Annotated in this window: 12 protein-coding genes and 1 tRNA gene; 6 read left to right on the forward strand and 7 right to left on the reverse strand. The window is 54.3% G+C overall.

Features of this window, described 5'->3' with window-relative positions; all coding sequences use genetic code 11:
* Positions 1–130: 130 nt before the first annotated feature.
* From G7064_RS12765 to G7064_RS12785, 5 genes are all read right to left on the reverse strand, one after another.
* Positions 131–604 (reverse strand): hypothetical protein, encoded by a 474-nt coding sequence (locus G7064_RS12765; RefSeq protein ID WP_166073881.1) that lies wholly within the window; start codon positions 602–604, stop codon positions 131–133.
* Between the two features lie 28 nt (positions 605–632).
* A complete protein-coding gene (hemW, locus tag G7064_RS12770; protein ID WP_166073882.1) occupies positions 633–1,772 on the reverse strand; it encodes a radical SAM family heme chaperone HemW in 1,140 nt (379 codons plus the stop codon).
* Positions 1,773–1,880: 108 nt separating this feature from the next.
* Positions 1,881–2,573: a ClpP family protease gene (locus G7064_RS12775; protein ID WP_133274409.1), complete on the reverse strand. Its 693-nt coding sequence runs from the start codon at positions 2,571–2,573 to the stop codon at positions 1,881–1,883.
* Between the two features lie 87 nt (positions 2,574–2,660).
* Positions 2,661–2,963, reverse strand: coding sequence for a hypothetical protein (locus G7064_RS12780; protein ID WP_166073883.1), 303 nt, complete (start codon positions 2,961–2,963; stop codon positions 2,661–2,663).
* 3 nt (positions 2,964–2,966) lie between these two features.
* Positions 2,967–3,557, reverse strand: coding sequence for an RNA polymerase sigma factor (locus tag G7064_RS12785; RefSeq protein ID WP_166073884.1), 591 nt, complete (start codon positions 3,555–3,557; stop codon positions 2,967–2,969).
* 246 nt (positions 3,558–3,803) lie between these two features.
* On the opposite strand from G7064_RS12785, the gene G7064_RS12790 reads away from it, so the two are divergent.
* Together G7064_RS12790 and G7064_RS12795 are read left to right on the forward strand one after the other, a co-directional pair.
* The gene (locus G7064_RS12790; protein ID WP_166073886.1) at positions 3,804–5,639 is read left to right on the forward strand and encodes a POTRA domain-containing protein; all 1,836 of its coding nucleotides are present in this window, start codon (positions 3,804–3,806) and stop codon (positions 5,637–5,639) included.
* A gap of 135 nt (positions 5,640–5,774) precedes the next feature.
* Positions 5,775–5,847: transfer RNA gene (locus G7064_RS12795), tRNA-Met, on the forward strand.
* Between the two features lie 105 nt (positions 5,848–5,952).
* Here G7064_RS12795 and G7064_RS12800 read toward each other — a convergent pair.
* Positions 5,953–6,171, reverse strand: a complete 219-nt coding sequence (locus G7064_RS12800) for a hypothetical protein (RefSeq protein WP_166073887.1) — start codon at positions 6,169–6,171, stop codon at positions 5,953–5,955.
* Between the two features lie 884 nt (positions 6,172–7,055).
* On the opposite strand from G7064_RS12800, the gene G7064_RS12805 reads away from it, so the two are divergent.
* Positions 7,056–9,506, forward strand: a complete 2,451-nt coding sequence (locus tag G7064_RS12805; protein WP_166073888.1) for an FG-GAP-like repeat-containing protein — start codon at positions 7,056–7,058, stop codon at positions 9,504–9,506.
* Between the two features lie 16 nt (positions 9,507–9,522).
* Here the strand turns inward: G7064_RS12805 and G7064_RS12810 are convergent, their stop codons facing one another.
* The gene (locus G7064_RS12810) at positions 9,523–10,701 is read right to left on the reverse strand and encodes a LacI family DNA-binding transcriptional regulator (protein WP_166073889.1); all 1,179 of its coding nucleotides are present in this window, start codon (positions 10,699–10,701) and stop codon (positions 9,523–9,525) included.
* Between the two features lie 329 nt (positions 10,702–11,030).
* Between G7064_RS12810 and uxuA the strand changes: the two genes are divergently transcribed.
* From uxuA to G7064_RS12825, 3 genes are read left to right on the forward strand one after another with little or no spacing between them, the layout of a single operon-like run.
* Positions 11,031–12,287, forward strand: a complete 1,257-nt coding sequence (gene uxuA / locus G7064_RS12815) for a mannonate dehydratase (protein ID WP_240935481.1) — start codon at positions 11,031–11,033, stop codon at positions 12,285–12,287.
* Between the two features lie 24 nt (positions 12,288–12,311).
* A complete protein-coding gene (locus G7064_RS12820) occupies positions 12,312–14,417 on the forward strand; it encodes an alpha-glucuronidase family glycosyl hydrolase (RefSeq protein WP_166073890.1) in 2,106 nt (701 codons plus the stop codon).
* 25 nt (positions 14,418–14,442) lie between these two features.
* The gene (locus tag G7064_RS12825) at positions 14,443–15,255 is read left to right on the forward strand and encodes an SDR family NAD(P)-dependent oxidoreductase (RefSeq protein WP_166073891.1); all 813 of its coding nucleotides are present in this window, start codon (positions 14,443–14,445) and stop codon (positions 15,253–15,255) included.
* The last annotated feature ends 7 nt before the right edge of the window (positions 15,256–15,262 follow it).

Raw genomic sequence — 15,262 nt, forward strand, 5'->3', positions numbered from 1 at the left:
GCTTGCAATGGTAATTCAACGAAGCGCGCGAGATGCTTCGCTGCGCTCTGCATGACGACCAAGCTTAGTAACCAACCACTAGACTGAGAGAAAAAAGTGTTTTTAACTCTATAGCAAACAGCACATACGCCTACGGTTCGAGCCGCAGATACACGCCTTCTAAGTAAAAGATATTGTGGGGGGCAATTTCATCGTCATCCTCCTCGTCTTCGTCGACTTCTTCCTCTTCTTCACCCTCCCCTTCATCATCTTCATCTACCAACGTAGCCGGATACGTGCAGGCGAGCTTCATAGCCACGTTTGGAAGGGGGACGGGGGGCTTTTCTTCGGTGGTGTACTCCAGAAGGCAGGGCCATTCTGTGACGGTAGCCAGCGCCTCGGCTACTTCCTCTTGCAATGGCTCCGCTCGCTCGCCAGCTAGGCGAAGCAGTAGGTCTAAGGCTGGAAACTGTAGGCCTAAGTGAAAGAAATGCAGGCTGTTGTCGAAGTAAGTAGTGGCCCACACCGTTACGTCATCGGTCGTGTCGAAAACGATGGCAGTGATTTGGACGTGCTCCACAAAAAAGTCGGCATCGTCGGCGAGGGCATCAATCAGGCGTTCCATAGGCACAGATTACGCTGATTTTATTGATTTAGCCAGCGGCCTGAAATAATTCTAGGGTGATGTGGTCAGCCAGCAGTTTTCCCTGATCCGTTAGAATTAACACCTCATCGTGCAGCGTGGCCCACTGGTTTTGCTCCAAATCCCGCAAGTACTCAGTGCGTTGGGCGCGTAAGTCTACCCCAAATTCCTGACGCAGACGCACTAAGTCGCAGCCTCGGGCGGTGCGTAAGCTGGTCATCAGGTATTCATTGGCGCGGTCGGTGGGCGAGAGGACTTCGCGGGTAGTGGGTACCTCATTCTGCTCCAGCAGGCTGGTGACGTAGCGCATGTTATTCGCTACCGCAAACTCCCGGCTCGTGCCATCAAAAGAATGGGCGCTCGGACCTAGGCCCAAGTAAGGCACCCCGCGCCAGTAGTTTGAGTTGTGGCGCGACTCGCGGCCGGGGCGGCAAAAGTTGGAAATCTCGTACTGCTCGTAACCATGCGCGGTTATTTGGGCCAACAGCATTTCAAAGTGTTGGGCCACGAAGTCGTCGGGTGGCGGCGTGAACTGCCCTTTACGCAGGCGCCGCCCAAACACGGTATCCGGCTCAATAGTAAGCGCATAACACGAAAGATGAGGTACATTCAGCGCAAAAGCCGACGCCATATCCTGCTCCCAAATACGGTGGTCGGGAGCGGGCACTCCATAAATCAAGTCCACCGAGATATTCTCGAAGCCCGCATCCTGGGCCAGCCGCACGCACCGCGCCGACTCGACGGCGGAGTGAGCCCGGTTCATCAGGCGCAGGTGCGGCTCGTGGAAACTTTGCAGACCAATACTCAGACGATTGATGGGCGACGCAGCCAGTTCCCGAAGCTTATCAGCAGTAAGGTCGTCGGGGTTCGCTTCAAGGGTAATTTCGGCCTGGGGGGCAATTTTAAACTGTTGATGAATGGCGCCAAACAAAGTGTCTAGTTCTGCCGCCGTCAGCAAAGAGGGCGTGCCTCCACCAAAGTAAATGGTGTCGAGCGTGGCCTCAGGACCTAGGTAGTCACGGCGCAGCTCTACCTCTCGCACCAGCGCATCTACTAGCCGGCCTTTCAGTGCCATAGAAGTACTGAAATGGAAGTCGCAGTAGTGGCAGGCTTGTTTGCAGAAAGGGATGTGGAGGTAAAGGCCGGGCATTCGGAAGGAGAGTAAGCGTATGAAGTAACAGCTGGAGTTGTGCAATTAGTTTAGCCCAACTCAATTCTGATTACTCGGCAAGCTACTCAAACCCCACCGCCTACTTATTTATTTGCGCTCCAGCACTTCATCAATGAGCCCATAGTCTTTGGCCTCGTCAGCACGCATCCAATAGTCCCGGTCAGAATCGTCATGAATTTGCTGGTATGTTTTGCCTGTATGGTGCGCATAAATGTCATAGAGCTCTTTGCGAATCTTCAGAATTTCGCGGGCGGAAATTTCAATATCAGCTGATGGACCTTGGGCACCACCGGAAGGCTGGTGAATCATGACGCGGGCGTGGGGGAGGGCCGAACGCTTGCCCGCGGCTCCGCCCGCGAGTAGAAGGGCGCCCATGGAGGCCGCCAAGCCCGTGCAAATAGTAGCTACATCCGGAGCCAAATATTGCATGGTGTCATAAATGCCCAGACCAGCATACACGGAGCCCCCCGGCGAGTTTACATAAAGCAGAATATCCTTCTTGGCATCAACTGACTCCAAAAACAAGAGTTGGGCCGTGATGATGTTTGCAATTTGATCGTCTACTGCGGTCCCCAAGAACACAATGCGGTCCATGATCAGGCGAGAGAATACGTCAATCTCAGCAAAGCGTGTAGGACGCTCCTCAATCACGGAACGGGTCATGTTGGTAATAAAATGATTCGCCTGTCCTTCGATATGGTGCAGATACTGATCAACACCCAGGCCATTGAGGCCCTGACCTTTGACGGCGAACTTGCGGAATTCTTGTTTTGTCAGCATAAGTGAAAAGGCGAAATAAGAGGCACACAAGTTTTCTGCGCACAGGTAAACGTGTGCGTGACTAAGGATGAAACAGCGAGGAAAAAGTTAGCCGGAGGCTCGGCCGCGCAGGTGGCGCCTCCAAAAGGAGCGTAAGCTAGCGGTGGCCATCTGAATCCAGCTACTACGGTGCGGGCTGTACAGGCGCTGGTGAATAAGGGCTAACTCGCAGCGCAACTGCCGTTGGCCAGCCAAGTGAATTCCCTGGTATAGGAGGCGTTGTATTTCCGTGTCAGCACGCAAATCGCCATCAACTAGCAGCTGCACTTCCCAACTAGCCGGGTCAAAGGGCGGGGAAGTTGGCAAGAGCTGATGCTCAATTTGTTGCATGCGCTTCAGTTCTGGTCGCATGACTTAGTAGGCTAAAAGCTCGGCCCGAACAGCCCGAACTGATTTGCGTAACCGCTCGAGGCACTTAAACTTTTGCACCGTGGCCGAGCGCACACTACTGTAGTTATGAGTGGACGCAATCTGCTCCAAAGGCTGCTGGAAGTAGTAGAAGGAAAGCAGAATGCTCTTACACTTCTCACCCAGCTGCTCTACATAACTCAGCACCGAAAAGGCCTCTTCCGATTCTGGCGTGGCCACCGCCGTCTCATCGGCCGCCTGCGTGTCCTCTTGCCACTCGGTGGAAGGATGCCGGTTACGGCGGCTGAGCTCCTGCCGCCACAAGTTCCGACTAACGCTTACCAAGTACGTGCTGGCCGAAGCCGTTAAAACCAACGTTCCGCCCATGGCTTTCTCGTAGAATACAACCAAGGCATCGTGGAATACATCCTGCGCGTCCTGCTCCGTGCCGCCCAACTGCTTCACCTGCCGCCGCACCATTGGGAACGCGCGCCGGTATAGTTTGGTAAGTGCGGCCTCACGGTCGTGCAGCAAGGCTTGCCGAAGCGCGGCCACCGGTTCAGCTGGTATTGTTGGGGATGAATGAAGTAGTTTCATGGGAGCGAGCAGTCTAGTGGTTAATCATTATTGGCCACAACTATCACCTGCCGTTAAAAAAGAAAGTAAAGTTTACTGTTCCCACTGCGCTTTCTGTACTTGCCAACTGATACCAAGCGACTGGTAGATAAAGGCAACACTTTAAATTGGCAGGTTGCTTTTGGAGAAGCCACTGAAATTAAGTGCACACTCTCCACGTTCTTTGCCCTAATGTGTGCCCGTCTTTTTTTTTACTGTGTAATAGGTATGCTGCTGGCGGGCTGGCCGGGTGCAGCACAGGCACAGGTAACGCCCACTCCAGCCGCGCCCAACCAGCCAGCGCTCCAGACGCCCCCGCTGCCACCAGCCCGCCCCGACACTAGTACCACGCACCTGCGTAAGTCTCTGCGGGGGGCAAAATTTATTCAACTTAATACCGAGGAAGCAGACCGAACCACCTTTGCACGTTACCGGTTTCGTTCTAACGCCCCCGACTCGCTTACCGCTCTGCGCACCATCCGCGACGTAGTACTAGCCCTGCAAGCCGACGCTTACCTTACCGCCTCCGCCGATACTATGCGTTGGAGTCGCGATACGGTGCAAGTACGGATATATGTGGGCGAGCAATTTCGGTGGGCCCGCTTGCGCAATGGCAACCTCGGTGACGGCCTGCTGACCAAGGCCGGCTACCGCGAAAAGTTCTTCCGCGACCAGCCTTTCCGCCCTCAAGACTGGACCCAGCTCCAACAGCGCGTCTTGGCTGAGGCCGAAAACCAGGGATACCCATTTGCCACGGTCCGTCTCGATTCCGTTGCGCTCATTGCCTCCGATATTGAAGGCCGTGTAGTGCTCGACCGAGGCCCCGTTATCGTATTCGACTCTTTACAGGTGCTGGGCAATACCAAAACCCGAACCCAGTTTTTGACCCGTTATCTGCAGATTTTCCCTGGGCAACCCTACAGCCAGCAGCGTGTAGACGCCATCACCCGGCTGCTGCGCCAGCTACCGTATATACAGGTTAAGGCTGAGCCGGAGGTGCGATTTGCCCAAGGGAAAGCGCGGGTATACCTGCTACTCGACGACCGGCCCGCCAACCAGTTCGATGCCATTGTAGGCGTGCTGCCCAACCCAAGCCCCGGCCCGGGCCAGAACAAGGTGCAGCTCACCGGCGACGTGACCATCAACCTGCGCAACATTCGCGGTGGGGGCAAGCAGTTGGGGCTCCAATGGCGCAAAGTAGACGCTGCCTCTCAACTCCTCGACGCCCAATATGTGCACCCCAACTTTTTTGGCTCGCCCTTGGAGGTGGGGGGCAATTTTAACCTTTATCGGCAGTCTGATGCTTTTCTAACGCTTCGCCCTCGCCTGCAGGTGACCTATCCGACGGTGCGGGCCGGGCGCATAAGCTTTTTCACCGAATTTCGTAGCTCGCGCCTGTTATCCGACTCTACCTTTCGGGAGCTACAGGCTCTCCCCGAAAACATCGATTCCGAGTACACTTCTTACGGACTGGATTATTCCAAAAGCTCGCTCGACGACCTGTATTTCCCGCGCCGGGGGGCTTTTTTTAGCGGCTTAGCCGCTGTAGGCAACAAGCGCATCAGCAAAAACACCGACCTCAACGACACGCTTTACACGCGAGTCCCTCTGCGCTCTACTCAGGTTACACTCGGCGGCCGTGCAGAATACTATTATCCCATTGGCCGCAACGGTGTGCTACTCGGTCGGGTGCGAGGAGAGTCTTTGCTCAACGACCGTCTGTTTCTCAACGACTTGTTCCGATTGGGTGGCTTGGCTACGCTGCGCGGTTTTAGTGAGTTTGCCTTCTACGCCAGTTCTTATGCTGTCGGCACCGTGGAGTACCGCCAGTTCACTGGCCCCGATTCCTTCGTGTTTATCTTTCTCGATCAAGCGTACTTGCAACGTAAGCTAACCCAAAGTACCAACGCCGATACGCCCACGGGCATGGGTGCAGGCATTAGCTTTCGCACTGGTGCGGGCTTATTCCAGCTAGTTTATTCTGTTGGTCGATCAGCGCAGCTAAGTCAAAAACTGGCACTTAATGCCTCTAAAATTCACTTCGGAATTACCAGTCGCTTCTAGGTCCAAACACTTACTCAAAAATTTGTCAGAGAATAAAGAGGCTGATTATCAGGGCGGAAAGCTCAAAATGCATTTTTTTGCTGCGCGTCACCACCTAATTCCGAAAAAGCCTCTTACATTTGCAGAACCAAACAGTGCGGGGTGGAGCAGTTGGTAGCTCGTTGGGCTCATAACCCAAAGGTCACAGGTTCGAGTCCTGTCCCCGCTACCTAAACAAAAAGGCCGTTTCCTAATAGGAAACGGCCTTTTTGTTTACCTCTGCGATGGTCGAAATTAGAAGCCCCTCCGGATTATTTACCCAGCATGCAGGACTCTACGCTACGTACACGACCGATTGCTCCTTCGGTGCATACTCGTATGCCTCTAAATGCACCAATACTTGGTCCATCGTCAGTTCCCCACGCACGAAAGCCTCAAGCAATAATTGCTGGTATGGGCTAGGAGTAAGAAAGGGGTGAGAAGGCAACTGAAATGCTAATAAAAAGGCGAGACGGTGCGCTTCACGCGGGCCCAAAGAGGATGGAGTGCGCATAAATAACTTAAGTATAAGTACGGATGCAAAGATCGGCAATAAGTACTTTTCACACAAGCTGAGCCATACTACGGAAATATACGGGTAAGCGCTTGCCATCACTGCCGATGGCCCTGCCTCCTTGTAGGAGCAACGTATACATAGCTGAAAGAGTAAAGCCTTAATTAGAAGCCAAATAAAAAATTTGATAAGCCGCTGGCTAAGTGCACATTACTAGTGGGCCAAAACTTAGCCCACTAGTAATGCAGGGCCAACATATGCGTAGCTGGCTTAATTGGGAGCCAGCCGTTTTGTTTTTAAAGAGAGAAGAAGAGCTTCTAAGCTAAAAATCGAGCATTCACAAAGAGTACAATAGCTCGTAGCCACTCAGGTAAGTTTCTGCTCGGCTGGTTATTGCTGACGACAGTTCAGCTTAGTCATAAATTTTCTTGCTTGCTTTCAATTGCGAGAACGTTTGCATGTATATTTAGTAAAGATCTATGGACGCTTCTTGTGGCCTGCGCCAGTTGCGTGTTTAGTGAAGGGGCCCGCGCACCCCACCAGCCTGCGCCACCTCCATACTCCTGATCTTACAGGCTACTGGTGTCTTATGAAATGTTAAGTGTCTATGTATCAGATATTATACTTTGGTTTTTATGTTGCGTATTTCCTCTTTTTTGAGGCACTGTACCTACGCTGTCGGCTTGCTTGTTGTAGCAACTGTTAGTGGAGGGCTTTTCTTCTTAAATTTTGCGGTTGCTCGTCGGCCGCTCGTTGTTCAGACTGTGGCTTCCGATGGGGGGCTTTTTTCCAGTTTAGAAGCACCTAACAGGCTTTTTGGGGGTGGGCCGGCTGAGATCCCCGCCCTTGGCCTTGCGCCAGCTTCAGGCTTACCGACTATTCCCATGCAGGAAGGGGTTGCGGCCGCGCTGATGGACGTCCGGCACCGAGCCTACTTTTTATACCAATCCAGCAAATCTTCTCCGGCCACTTTCGCTGCAAATCCTGATCAGGGACTTCGTGCCACGCTGGACGCGGATGGCTATACGGTAGCTACTTCCAACCACGCCGAGGCTGCTCCGGCTGGTCAGCTAAGCCTGAAGCTACGGGGCATCGGACGGGACGGGATACTGGAATTTATGCCTAAGAAATCTTCCTCAGGCGCTGATTTCCAGGAAAACAAAGTGGCTTATGCCCATGGCCCCGACTTCGCCGTCGATTATGAGAACTCCCCGGCCGGATTACGGCAAAACTATACCCTGTTTCAGCGGCCGGCTGGCCTGGCTGGTCCGGTACAAGTGCAGTTGGCGCTTCATACAAATTTGCAGGTAGCAGCGCAGCCGAATGGGCAAGCGCTGCGCTTGCTCAGAGCTGGTAAAGAAGTGCTGCGCTACGCGGGCCTGCGCGCTTGGGACGCCACTGGCCGGGTATTAGCGTCGCGCATGCAGCTCAGCGACGATAACAAAACGGTGGCGCTGGTGGTGGATGATACGCGCGCCATTTATCCCCTTGTCATTGATCCGCTCATTAGCACGCCTAGTACTATTGCGGAGCCTGGCTCGAAGAAGCGAACCTCCTTCGGCCATCGCATAGCGGGTGCTGGCGACGTAAACGGCGATGGTTTTGACGATGTCCTTATTGCCGCCGCCGACACCTTTAACAATTCTGGTTCTGTTTACAAAAGCCGGGTGTACCTCTATCACGGTAGCAAGAATGGATTAGTTACTACCGATCCTACGGTCTTAGTAGCCCCTGCAAATACTCGTGCCTTCGGTCAAAATATGGCAACAGCAGGAGACATAGATACTGATGGGTACGCCGATGTACTCATCAGCGCTGAAAGCATTGGGAGTGGACCGAGGCTTGTATATTTCTATCGCGGCTCTAGCACGGGCCTCCTTACCGAAACTCCTACTATCCTATCTTCTCCTGGGAGTAATAGCAGCGATTATTTTGGCAATAGCGTCGCGGGAATCGGCGACATAGACGGCGATAGCTATAACGATGTATTGGTTGGAGCCTTTGGTACGAATAGCTATGAGGGGCGCGCGTACCTTTATCGTGGTACAAGCTCGGGGTTGAATACAACGCCTAGCATCATTATTAATCCAGCCAAAACAGGCGAGGATTGGTTTGGCGTCAGTGTGGCCGGAGCCGGCGACGTGAACCAAGACGGCTACGCGGATGTGGTGATTGGGGCACAGGGCGCGAATAATAATCGGGGGCGTGCGTACGTCTACCTCGGTTCTAGCGCTGGACTGGCTCCGTCCCCCACCATACTAAATGAGCCCCATGGGGTGAGGCTCAGCCAATTTGGGGTAAATGTGTGTGGGGCAGGAGACGTCAATGGCGACGGTTATTCTGATATTCTGGTCGGGATTATTGCCGGTCTGGGTGGCACCCCCAACCGCGCCTACTTCTACAATGGCAGCCCTACCGGGATAAATACAACCCATGTAACTCTTGATGACCCTATGGCAAAGCCGGGGAGCTTTTTTGGGCTGGACATTGCCGGAGTAGGGGACGTTGACAACGATGGGTACAGCGATGTATTGATTGGCGCCTATGGTTCCGAGGGAAATAAGGGTAGAGCCTATCTCTATCAGGGGTCCAGTTCTGGGCTGCGTACTAATAGCCCCATTACATTGAGCAGGCCAGCAGGAACGAATGGCTTCCTATTCGGCAGCGTAGTAGCCGGGGTCGGCGACATCGATGGGGACGAGGATGACGATATCATGATCGGCGACCCGTATGCCAACAACCGACAAGGCCAAGTCTATCTATACCAAGGGGCTAGTGTTGCCCCCTTACCAGTTGAGTTGGTAAGCTTTACGGCTGTAGCCAGCGGCGCATCGGCGGTGAGCCTAACCTGGACTACGGCTTCTGAAACCCAAAATGCCGGTTTCGCGGTGGAGCGCAGCACTGGGGGGCAAATTTTTGCCACCATCGCCAAACTTAAGGGCGCCGGTACGAGCACTGCCGCGCACCACTATAATTTCCGCGATGCGCAGCTACCCTTGGGAGAACCGATTGTTTATTATCGCCTTCGCCAAACCGACCTCGATGGTACCATAAGCTATTCGCCGGTGCGGGCCGTACACCTGTCTAAAGCTGCACCTGGCTTCGACGTGTATCCGACGGTAGTGGTTGCTGGGCGCGCGCACTACCGCTATACCGGACCAGCCGTCGCGGCTACCTTGCATATTATCAACCAAAGCGGCCAAGTGGTTCGCACCCAATCGGTAAAGGATATGGCAGAAGGCGACCTAGCGCTGGCAGGCTTACCGGGGGGCATTTATGTGGTGCGCTATCAAACCTCAGACGGTCACTTCCAGAGTCGCTGCGTGATAGAATGATTGGAGGCGTCAATTTCTAAATTTCCAGCTTAAAATAGCCCCCCTTGCCTTTCAGGGAGGACTGCCGGATAACCAGATCACCGGAGATAACGAAGGTACGGGGTTGAAATGCTTCCTTTAGCCGCATCTGCTCCAAAAAAAGCCGCGCCGCTTGCTGCCCAATACGGTAAGGGTGAAGGTCCACGGTCGTTAAGCCCGGTTCGATCATCGACGCCATAAACTCGTCGCCGAATCCTACCACCGCCATATCTTCCGGCACTCGCAGGCCGCGCTTTTTGAGCGCCACTAGCAAATCGAAGGCATTGGTGTAGTTAATGGCAAAAATGGCGTCAGGCGGCTCCGGCAAGGCCAGCCACGCATCTAAGGCGGCTACGGCTTCTTCCGGCTGAAACTCTATGTGCACCTCATACTCGGGGCGGAGCGGCATTTGGTTACGCTTAAGGGCATGCTGGTAGCCCGCTAAACGATTACGGCTGATGAGCAAAGACTCGGGTCCGGCCAGGATGGCAATGCGTTGCGCGCCCTGTTCAATCAGATGCTCGGTTACGTTGAAAGCGCCATTCCAGTCATCCAGAATCACTTTAGCGCTATCTACCTCGTTGCTCACCCGGTCAAAATGCACCACCGGAATTCCGCGGCAGGCCAGCGGCTTCACGTGGTCGAAGTTCTGGGTTTCGCGAGAGTGACAAATCAGTAGCCCATCTACACGGCTGGCAATAAGTGCCTGCACGTTACTGACTTCCACATCATACGATTCCTTTGACTGACAAATCATGACGCGGTAGCCCGCTTCCGTCACTACTTGCTGAATACCACTGATAGCCGTGGCAAAAAAGGGCCGCTCAATATCCGGAATAACAACGCCAATGGTCTTGGTTTCGCTGCTCTTTAAGCTCTGAGCCAATAAGTTAGGCTGATAGTCTAACTGCCGGGCCACGTCAATGATAGCCTGCCGGGTATTGGAGTTGATGTCGGAGTGGCCATTAAGCGCGCGCGACACCGTGGAAGGCGCTACGCCCAGCACTTTTGCCACGTCGCTGATGGTGGTTTGGTGCCGTTTGCGCTCCGGCGCCGGCAGAGCCTTGTTATCCGTGAAGTGATAGTCGCAGGACTTGCAAAAGAACCGTTGGCGGCCCCGAATGAAGCCTGCCCGCATCACCGCATCAGCGGAGGTGCACTTTGTGCATTTCATCATAATATGAATAGTATTATTTCGAAATGCTCAAACAGTAGAGAAGAAGCACTCCGAAATATCCTCCTTGATTATTCGAAGATAATCTAAAATTATTTTTTGTCTTGAGGAGTTTTAAGATTACCTATCGAAACCGTTTCCGGTAACGTTTTCGATATTTTTATTTAGAAATCAGCCCGTTAGGCCATGTTTTTTTTTGCTTTCGGTTGCAATTGTTATTCTATCTTCGAGAACAAGTCACCCAGAATAGCTTGTTGCGGGGTTTTCAGCAAACCTTTAGATACAAGCTATGGAGCTTAAAGTTAATTGGACTTTTATAATAAATAGTGCCCATGTTGCACACGATGCGCTGGTTCGGACCTCATGATCCGGTTTCTCTTTATTCACTCCGCCAAGCGGGGTGTAGCGGCGTAGTTACGGCCCTGCACCAGTTACCGGTAGGAGTGGTGTGGCCAACAGAGGAAATTCAAGCGCGGCAGCAGTTGATTGAAGCAGATAATGGCCAGTATTCGGCCTTGCACTGGGCAGTAGTAGAAAGCCTGCCGGTGCATGAGGATATTAAGAAAGGCTTACCCAGCCGCACACAGTATATAGAGAACTATAAAGAGTCGTTGCGCAACTTGGCCGCCTGTGGCATACAGACGGTGTGCTACAACTTTATGCCGGTGCTGGATTGGTCGCGGACTAACTTGAACTACCAGATGCCTGACGGCTCACGGGCGCTACGGTTTGTGTGGCAGGACTTCGCCGTTTTCGACCTGTGCATTTTAAAGCGTCCTGGCGCCGAAAACGATTACGACTCAACCGTAGCAGCCGCAGCTCGGGCTCAATTTGCCGCTATGTCGCCGGCTGAGCTGCAAACGTTATCGGATACCGTGCTGCTTGGGTTGCCTGGCTCCGAGGAAGCCTTTCAGCTAAGTAAATTTCAAGGTTTGCTAGATGAGTACGCAGCTATTGGTGCTGCTGAGTTGCGCGAAAACCTGTACTACTTTCTGCGGGAAGTAGGTCCGGTAGCAGAAGAGGTGGGCGTTAATCTGTGCATTCACCCCGACGACCCGCCGTACCCGCTTATGGGCTTGCCGCGCGTAGTAAGCACTGAAGCTGATCTTGCTGGGCTGCTGCAAGCGTATGATTCGCCGGCCAATGGCCTGACGTTTTGCACAGGCTCCTTAGGAGTTCGGCCAGATAATGACCTGGCCGGTATGGCGCGCCGATTTGCCCCCCGCATTCATTTTATTCATCTCCGGGCCACCAAGCGCGAAGAAAACCCGCGCAATTTTCACGAGGCCGATCATCTCACCGGCGACGTGGATATGTATGCGGTCGTGAAAGAACTGGTGCGTGAAGAGCTGCGCCGGGCCCAGACGGGTGAAGGCAACGCGGCTATTCCCATGCGCCCCGACCACGGTCATCAGATGCTCGACGACTTAGAGAAACGCACCTATCCGGGCTACTCGGCTATCGGGCGGCTGCGTGGGTTGGCGGAGTTGCGCGGGTTAGAGCTGGGAATTCGGCGCAGTATGCAGGAAGCTGAAAAAAGCCCCCCAGCGCACACTACTGCTTCTTCTTTCGCTTCGCGCGTCAATTAATACGTCTCATTTGCCCTCTCACCTATGCGATTCCGCTTTCTGCTCCTGCTTGTAGTTCTATGCGTTGGCTCCCTTCAACAGGGGCTTGCCGACGATGGCTACCGCTTGTGGCTAAAGTATGATCAGCTGCCAGATGCGCGCTTGCGCAAGGCTTGGCAGGCGCAGGCTAAGGGCATTACACTAGAAAATGGAGCATCGCCTACTTTACAAACGGCCGCCCACGAGCTGCAACTCGGGCTGCAAGGTTTGTTGGGCCGCCCGGTGTTGGTGGGAGCATCGGGCGGTAAAGGGCGTATCCGTTTGCAAGTAGCCCCCGACCCCACACTAGGCAAGGAAGGCTACAAAATATCGGAGCAAAATGGTGGACTAGTCATAACCGGCCCTACCGATGCGGCCGTGCTCTACGGCGCCTTTGCCCTGCTTCGCCACATCCAGACCGGACAAATGCCCCCCACGGCAGCCCTGACCAGTCAGCCGCGCATTCAGTATCGCATGCTTAATCATTGGGACAACCCCAATGGCACCGTGGAGCGGGGCTACGCGGGTTCTTCGATCTGGAAATGGCTGGAATTGCCCGAAGTCATCGATCCACGCTATCAGGATTATGCCCGCGCCAACGCCTCTATTGGTATCAATGGCATTGTAGTTAACAACGTGAACGCCAGCGCGCGCTACCTGACGCCTGAATATTTGCGCAAGGTGGCAGCGGTCGCCGATGTGATGCGGCCCTATGGCATTCGAGTGTATCTGTCGGTGATGTGGGCGGCCCCTAAACTCATTGGGGGGCTTTCTACTTCCGATCCGCTCGACCCCAAAGTGCGGCAGTGGTGGAAAGCGCGCACTGATGAGATTTACAAGACTATTCCTGACTTCGGCGGCTTTCTAGTGAAAGCCAACTCGGAGGGCGAACCCGGCCCCCAAGACTACGGCCGCAACCACGCCGACGGTGCCAACATGCTCGCCGAATCGTTGGGTCAGCACGATGGCATTGTGATGTGGCGAGCCTTCGTGTACAAAGCCAACTCCAAAGGCGACCGATTCAAGGAGGCATATGAGGAGTTTAAACCGCTCGACGGCAAGTTTGACCCCAAAGTGCTGGTGCAGGTGAAAAACGGCCCCATTGACTTTCAATCGCGCGAGCCATTTCACCCGCTGTTTGGCGCTATGCCACGCACCCCACTCGTGCTGGAAGTGCAGTTGACCCAGGAGTATCTAGGCTTTGCAACCCATTTGGTGTACTTGGGGCCACTTATCAAGGAATGCTTGGAGTCCGACACCTACTCCCAGGGCAAAGGTTCGACGGTGGCAAAGGTGGTCGATGGCACCCTCGAGAAACACAGCATAAGCGGCATTGCCGGCGTTGCCAACATCGGCTCCGACCGCAACTGGACGGGCCACCCTGTGGGGCAGGCCAACTGGTACGCTTTCGGCCGGCTGGCTTGGGACCACACGCTGAAATCGGACGCCATTGCCGAGGAGTGGACCAAAATGACGCTGACAGCGGAGCCCGAGGCTGTGCGCACGATTTCGCAGGTTCTCAACCAGTCGCGCAACATTTATGTGCGCTACACCACGCCGCTGGGTCTGCACCACATTATGGGGCAGAGCATCCACTATGGCCCCGAGCCTTGGCTGGAAAAAAGCGCCCGCCCCGACTGGACTTCAGTGTACTATCACAAAGCCGACTCCGTCGGTCTCGGCTTCGACCGCACCGCCAAAGGTTCCAACGCCTTGAGCCTGTACGCCCCACAGGTGGGCCAGCTCTGGGGAAATCCGGCCACCTGCCCACCCAACTACCTGCTGTGGTTTCACCACGTGCCCTGGGGCCAGCGGCTGAGCACCGGCAATACGCTCTGGGATGAGCTAGCTACCCGCTACTACACTGGTACCGACTCGGTGGTGTGGATGCAGCAGCAATGGGAGAAGGTGAAGCCGAAAGTAGACCCCGAGCAGCACACCGATGTAGCTTCCCGCCTGCGCATTCAGCACCGCGAGGCCCTTTGGTGGCGCGACGCCTGCGTACTCTACTTCCAGACCTACGCAAAGCGACCTATTCCACCTTCGCTCACGCCTCCCACACGCCCGCTCGCCGAAATCAAAGAGCTGGTCGACATCTATCAATTGCGCTAATCTATACCGTATCATCGTTTCTCGTATGGCACACGTCGAGCACCTTATTTCATCGCACACCCAGCCTAGCGGAGAGCATCAGCTTAATCCATTTTCCCTGGAAGGAAAGCTGGCGCTAGTTACGGGTGGTGGTACCGGCATCGGGCTGGAAATAGCTCGCTGCATGACAGTTGCGGGCGCAACCGTTATTATTACTGGCCGCCGTGAGTCAGTGCTACAAGAGGCTGTTGCTGAGCTCGGCGAATCTGCTCATTACCTCACCAATGATGTCAATGAACTAGCCACTTTGGAGTGCTTAGTAGCTCAAATTGAAGCTACCTATGGCCCGTTGGATATTCTGGTAAACAACGCCGGGATAAATATGAAAAAGCCTGCGCTCGAAGTTACTGACGAAGATTTTAACCGCATTATTCACACCAACCTGAACGCCGTTTTTGCGCTTACCCGGGCCTGCGCCAAGCGCATGGTAGAGCGTCAGAGCGGGGTGATCATCATGATTTCGTCGATGGCGGCCTACTATGGTATCGACCGGGTAGTAGCTTATGCTGCGTCTAAGTCCGCAGTAGAGGGCATGGTAAAGGTTTTGGCCTCAGAGTTCTCCAAGCACAACGTGCGGGTGAATGCCATTGCACCAGGCTTCATCGAAACGGAGATGAGTCGTACCGCCATGAACAGCGACCCCGACCGCCGCGACCGGGCCATGCGCCGCACGCCCATGGGGAAGTTCGGCCAGCCCTCTGATATTGGCCATGCAGCTGTATTTATGGCTTCCGAGGCCGCACGCTATATCACCGGCGCTTCCCTCCCCGTGGATGGAGGCAATTCCATTGGCTTCTAGGAGCTAG

Source organism: Hymenobacter sp. HDW8 (assembly GCF_011305775.1).
Lineage (GTDB): Bacteria > Bacteroidota > Bacteroidia > Cytophagales > Hymenobacteraceae > Hymenobacter > Hymenobacter radiodurans.

Bases quoted from the DNA above. Each gene is read 5' to 3' on its own strand.
- G7064_RS12825 (WP_166073891.1), top strand. From the start codon at position 14,443: ATGGCACACGTCGAGCACCTTATTTCATCGCACACCCAGCCTAGCGGA.
- hemW (WP_166073882.1), bottom strand. From the start codon at position 1,772: ATGCCCGGCCTTTACCTCCACATCCCTTTCTGCAAACAAGCCTGCCAC.
- G7064_RS12810 (WP_166073889.1), bottom strand. From the start codon at position 10,701: ATGATGAAATGCACAAAGTGCACCTCCGCTGATGCGGTGATGCGGGCA.
- uxuA (WP_240935481.1), top strand. From the start codon at position 11,031: ATGTTGCACACGATGCGCTGGTTCGGACCTCATGATCCGGTTTCTCTT.
- G7064_RS12790 (WP_166073886.1), top strand. From the start codon at position 3,804: ATGCTGCTGGCGGGCTGGCCGGGTGCAGCACAGGCACAGGTAACGCCC.
- G7064_RS12820 (WP_166073890.1), top strand. From the start codon at position 12,312: ATGCGATTCCGCTTTCTGCTCCTGCTTGTAGTTCTATGCGTTGGCTCC.
- G7064_RS12775 (WP_133274409.1), bottom strand. From the start codon at position 2,573: ATGCTGACAAAACAAGAATTCCGCAAGTTCGCCGTCAAAGGTCAGGGC.
- G7064_RS12805 (WP_166073888.1), top strand. From the start codon at position 7,056: ATGCAGGAAGGGGTTGCGGCCGCGCTGATGGACGTCCGGCACCGAGCC.
- G7064_RS12800 (WP_166073887.1), bottom strand. From the start codon at position 6,171: ATGCGCACTCCATCCTCTTTGGGCCCGCGTGAAGCGCACCGTCTCGCC.
- G7064_RS12780 (WP_166073883.1), bottom strand. From the start codon at position 2,963: ATGCGACCAGAACTGAAGCGCATGCAACAAATTGAGCATCAGCTCTTG.
- G7064_RS12765 (WP_166073881.1), bottom strand. From the start codon at position 604: ATGGAACGCCTGATTGATGCCCTCGCCGACGATGCCGACTTTTTTGTG.
- G7064_RS12785 (WP_166073884.1), bottom strand. From the start codon at position 3,557: ATGAAACTACTTCATTCATCCCCAACAATACCAGCTGAACCGGTGGCC.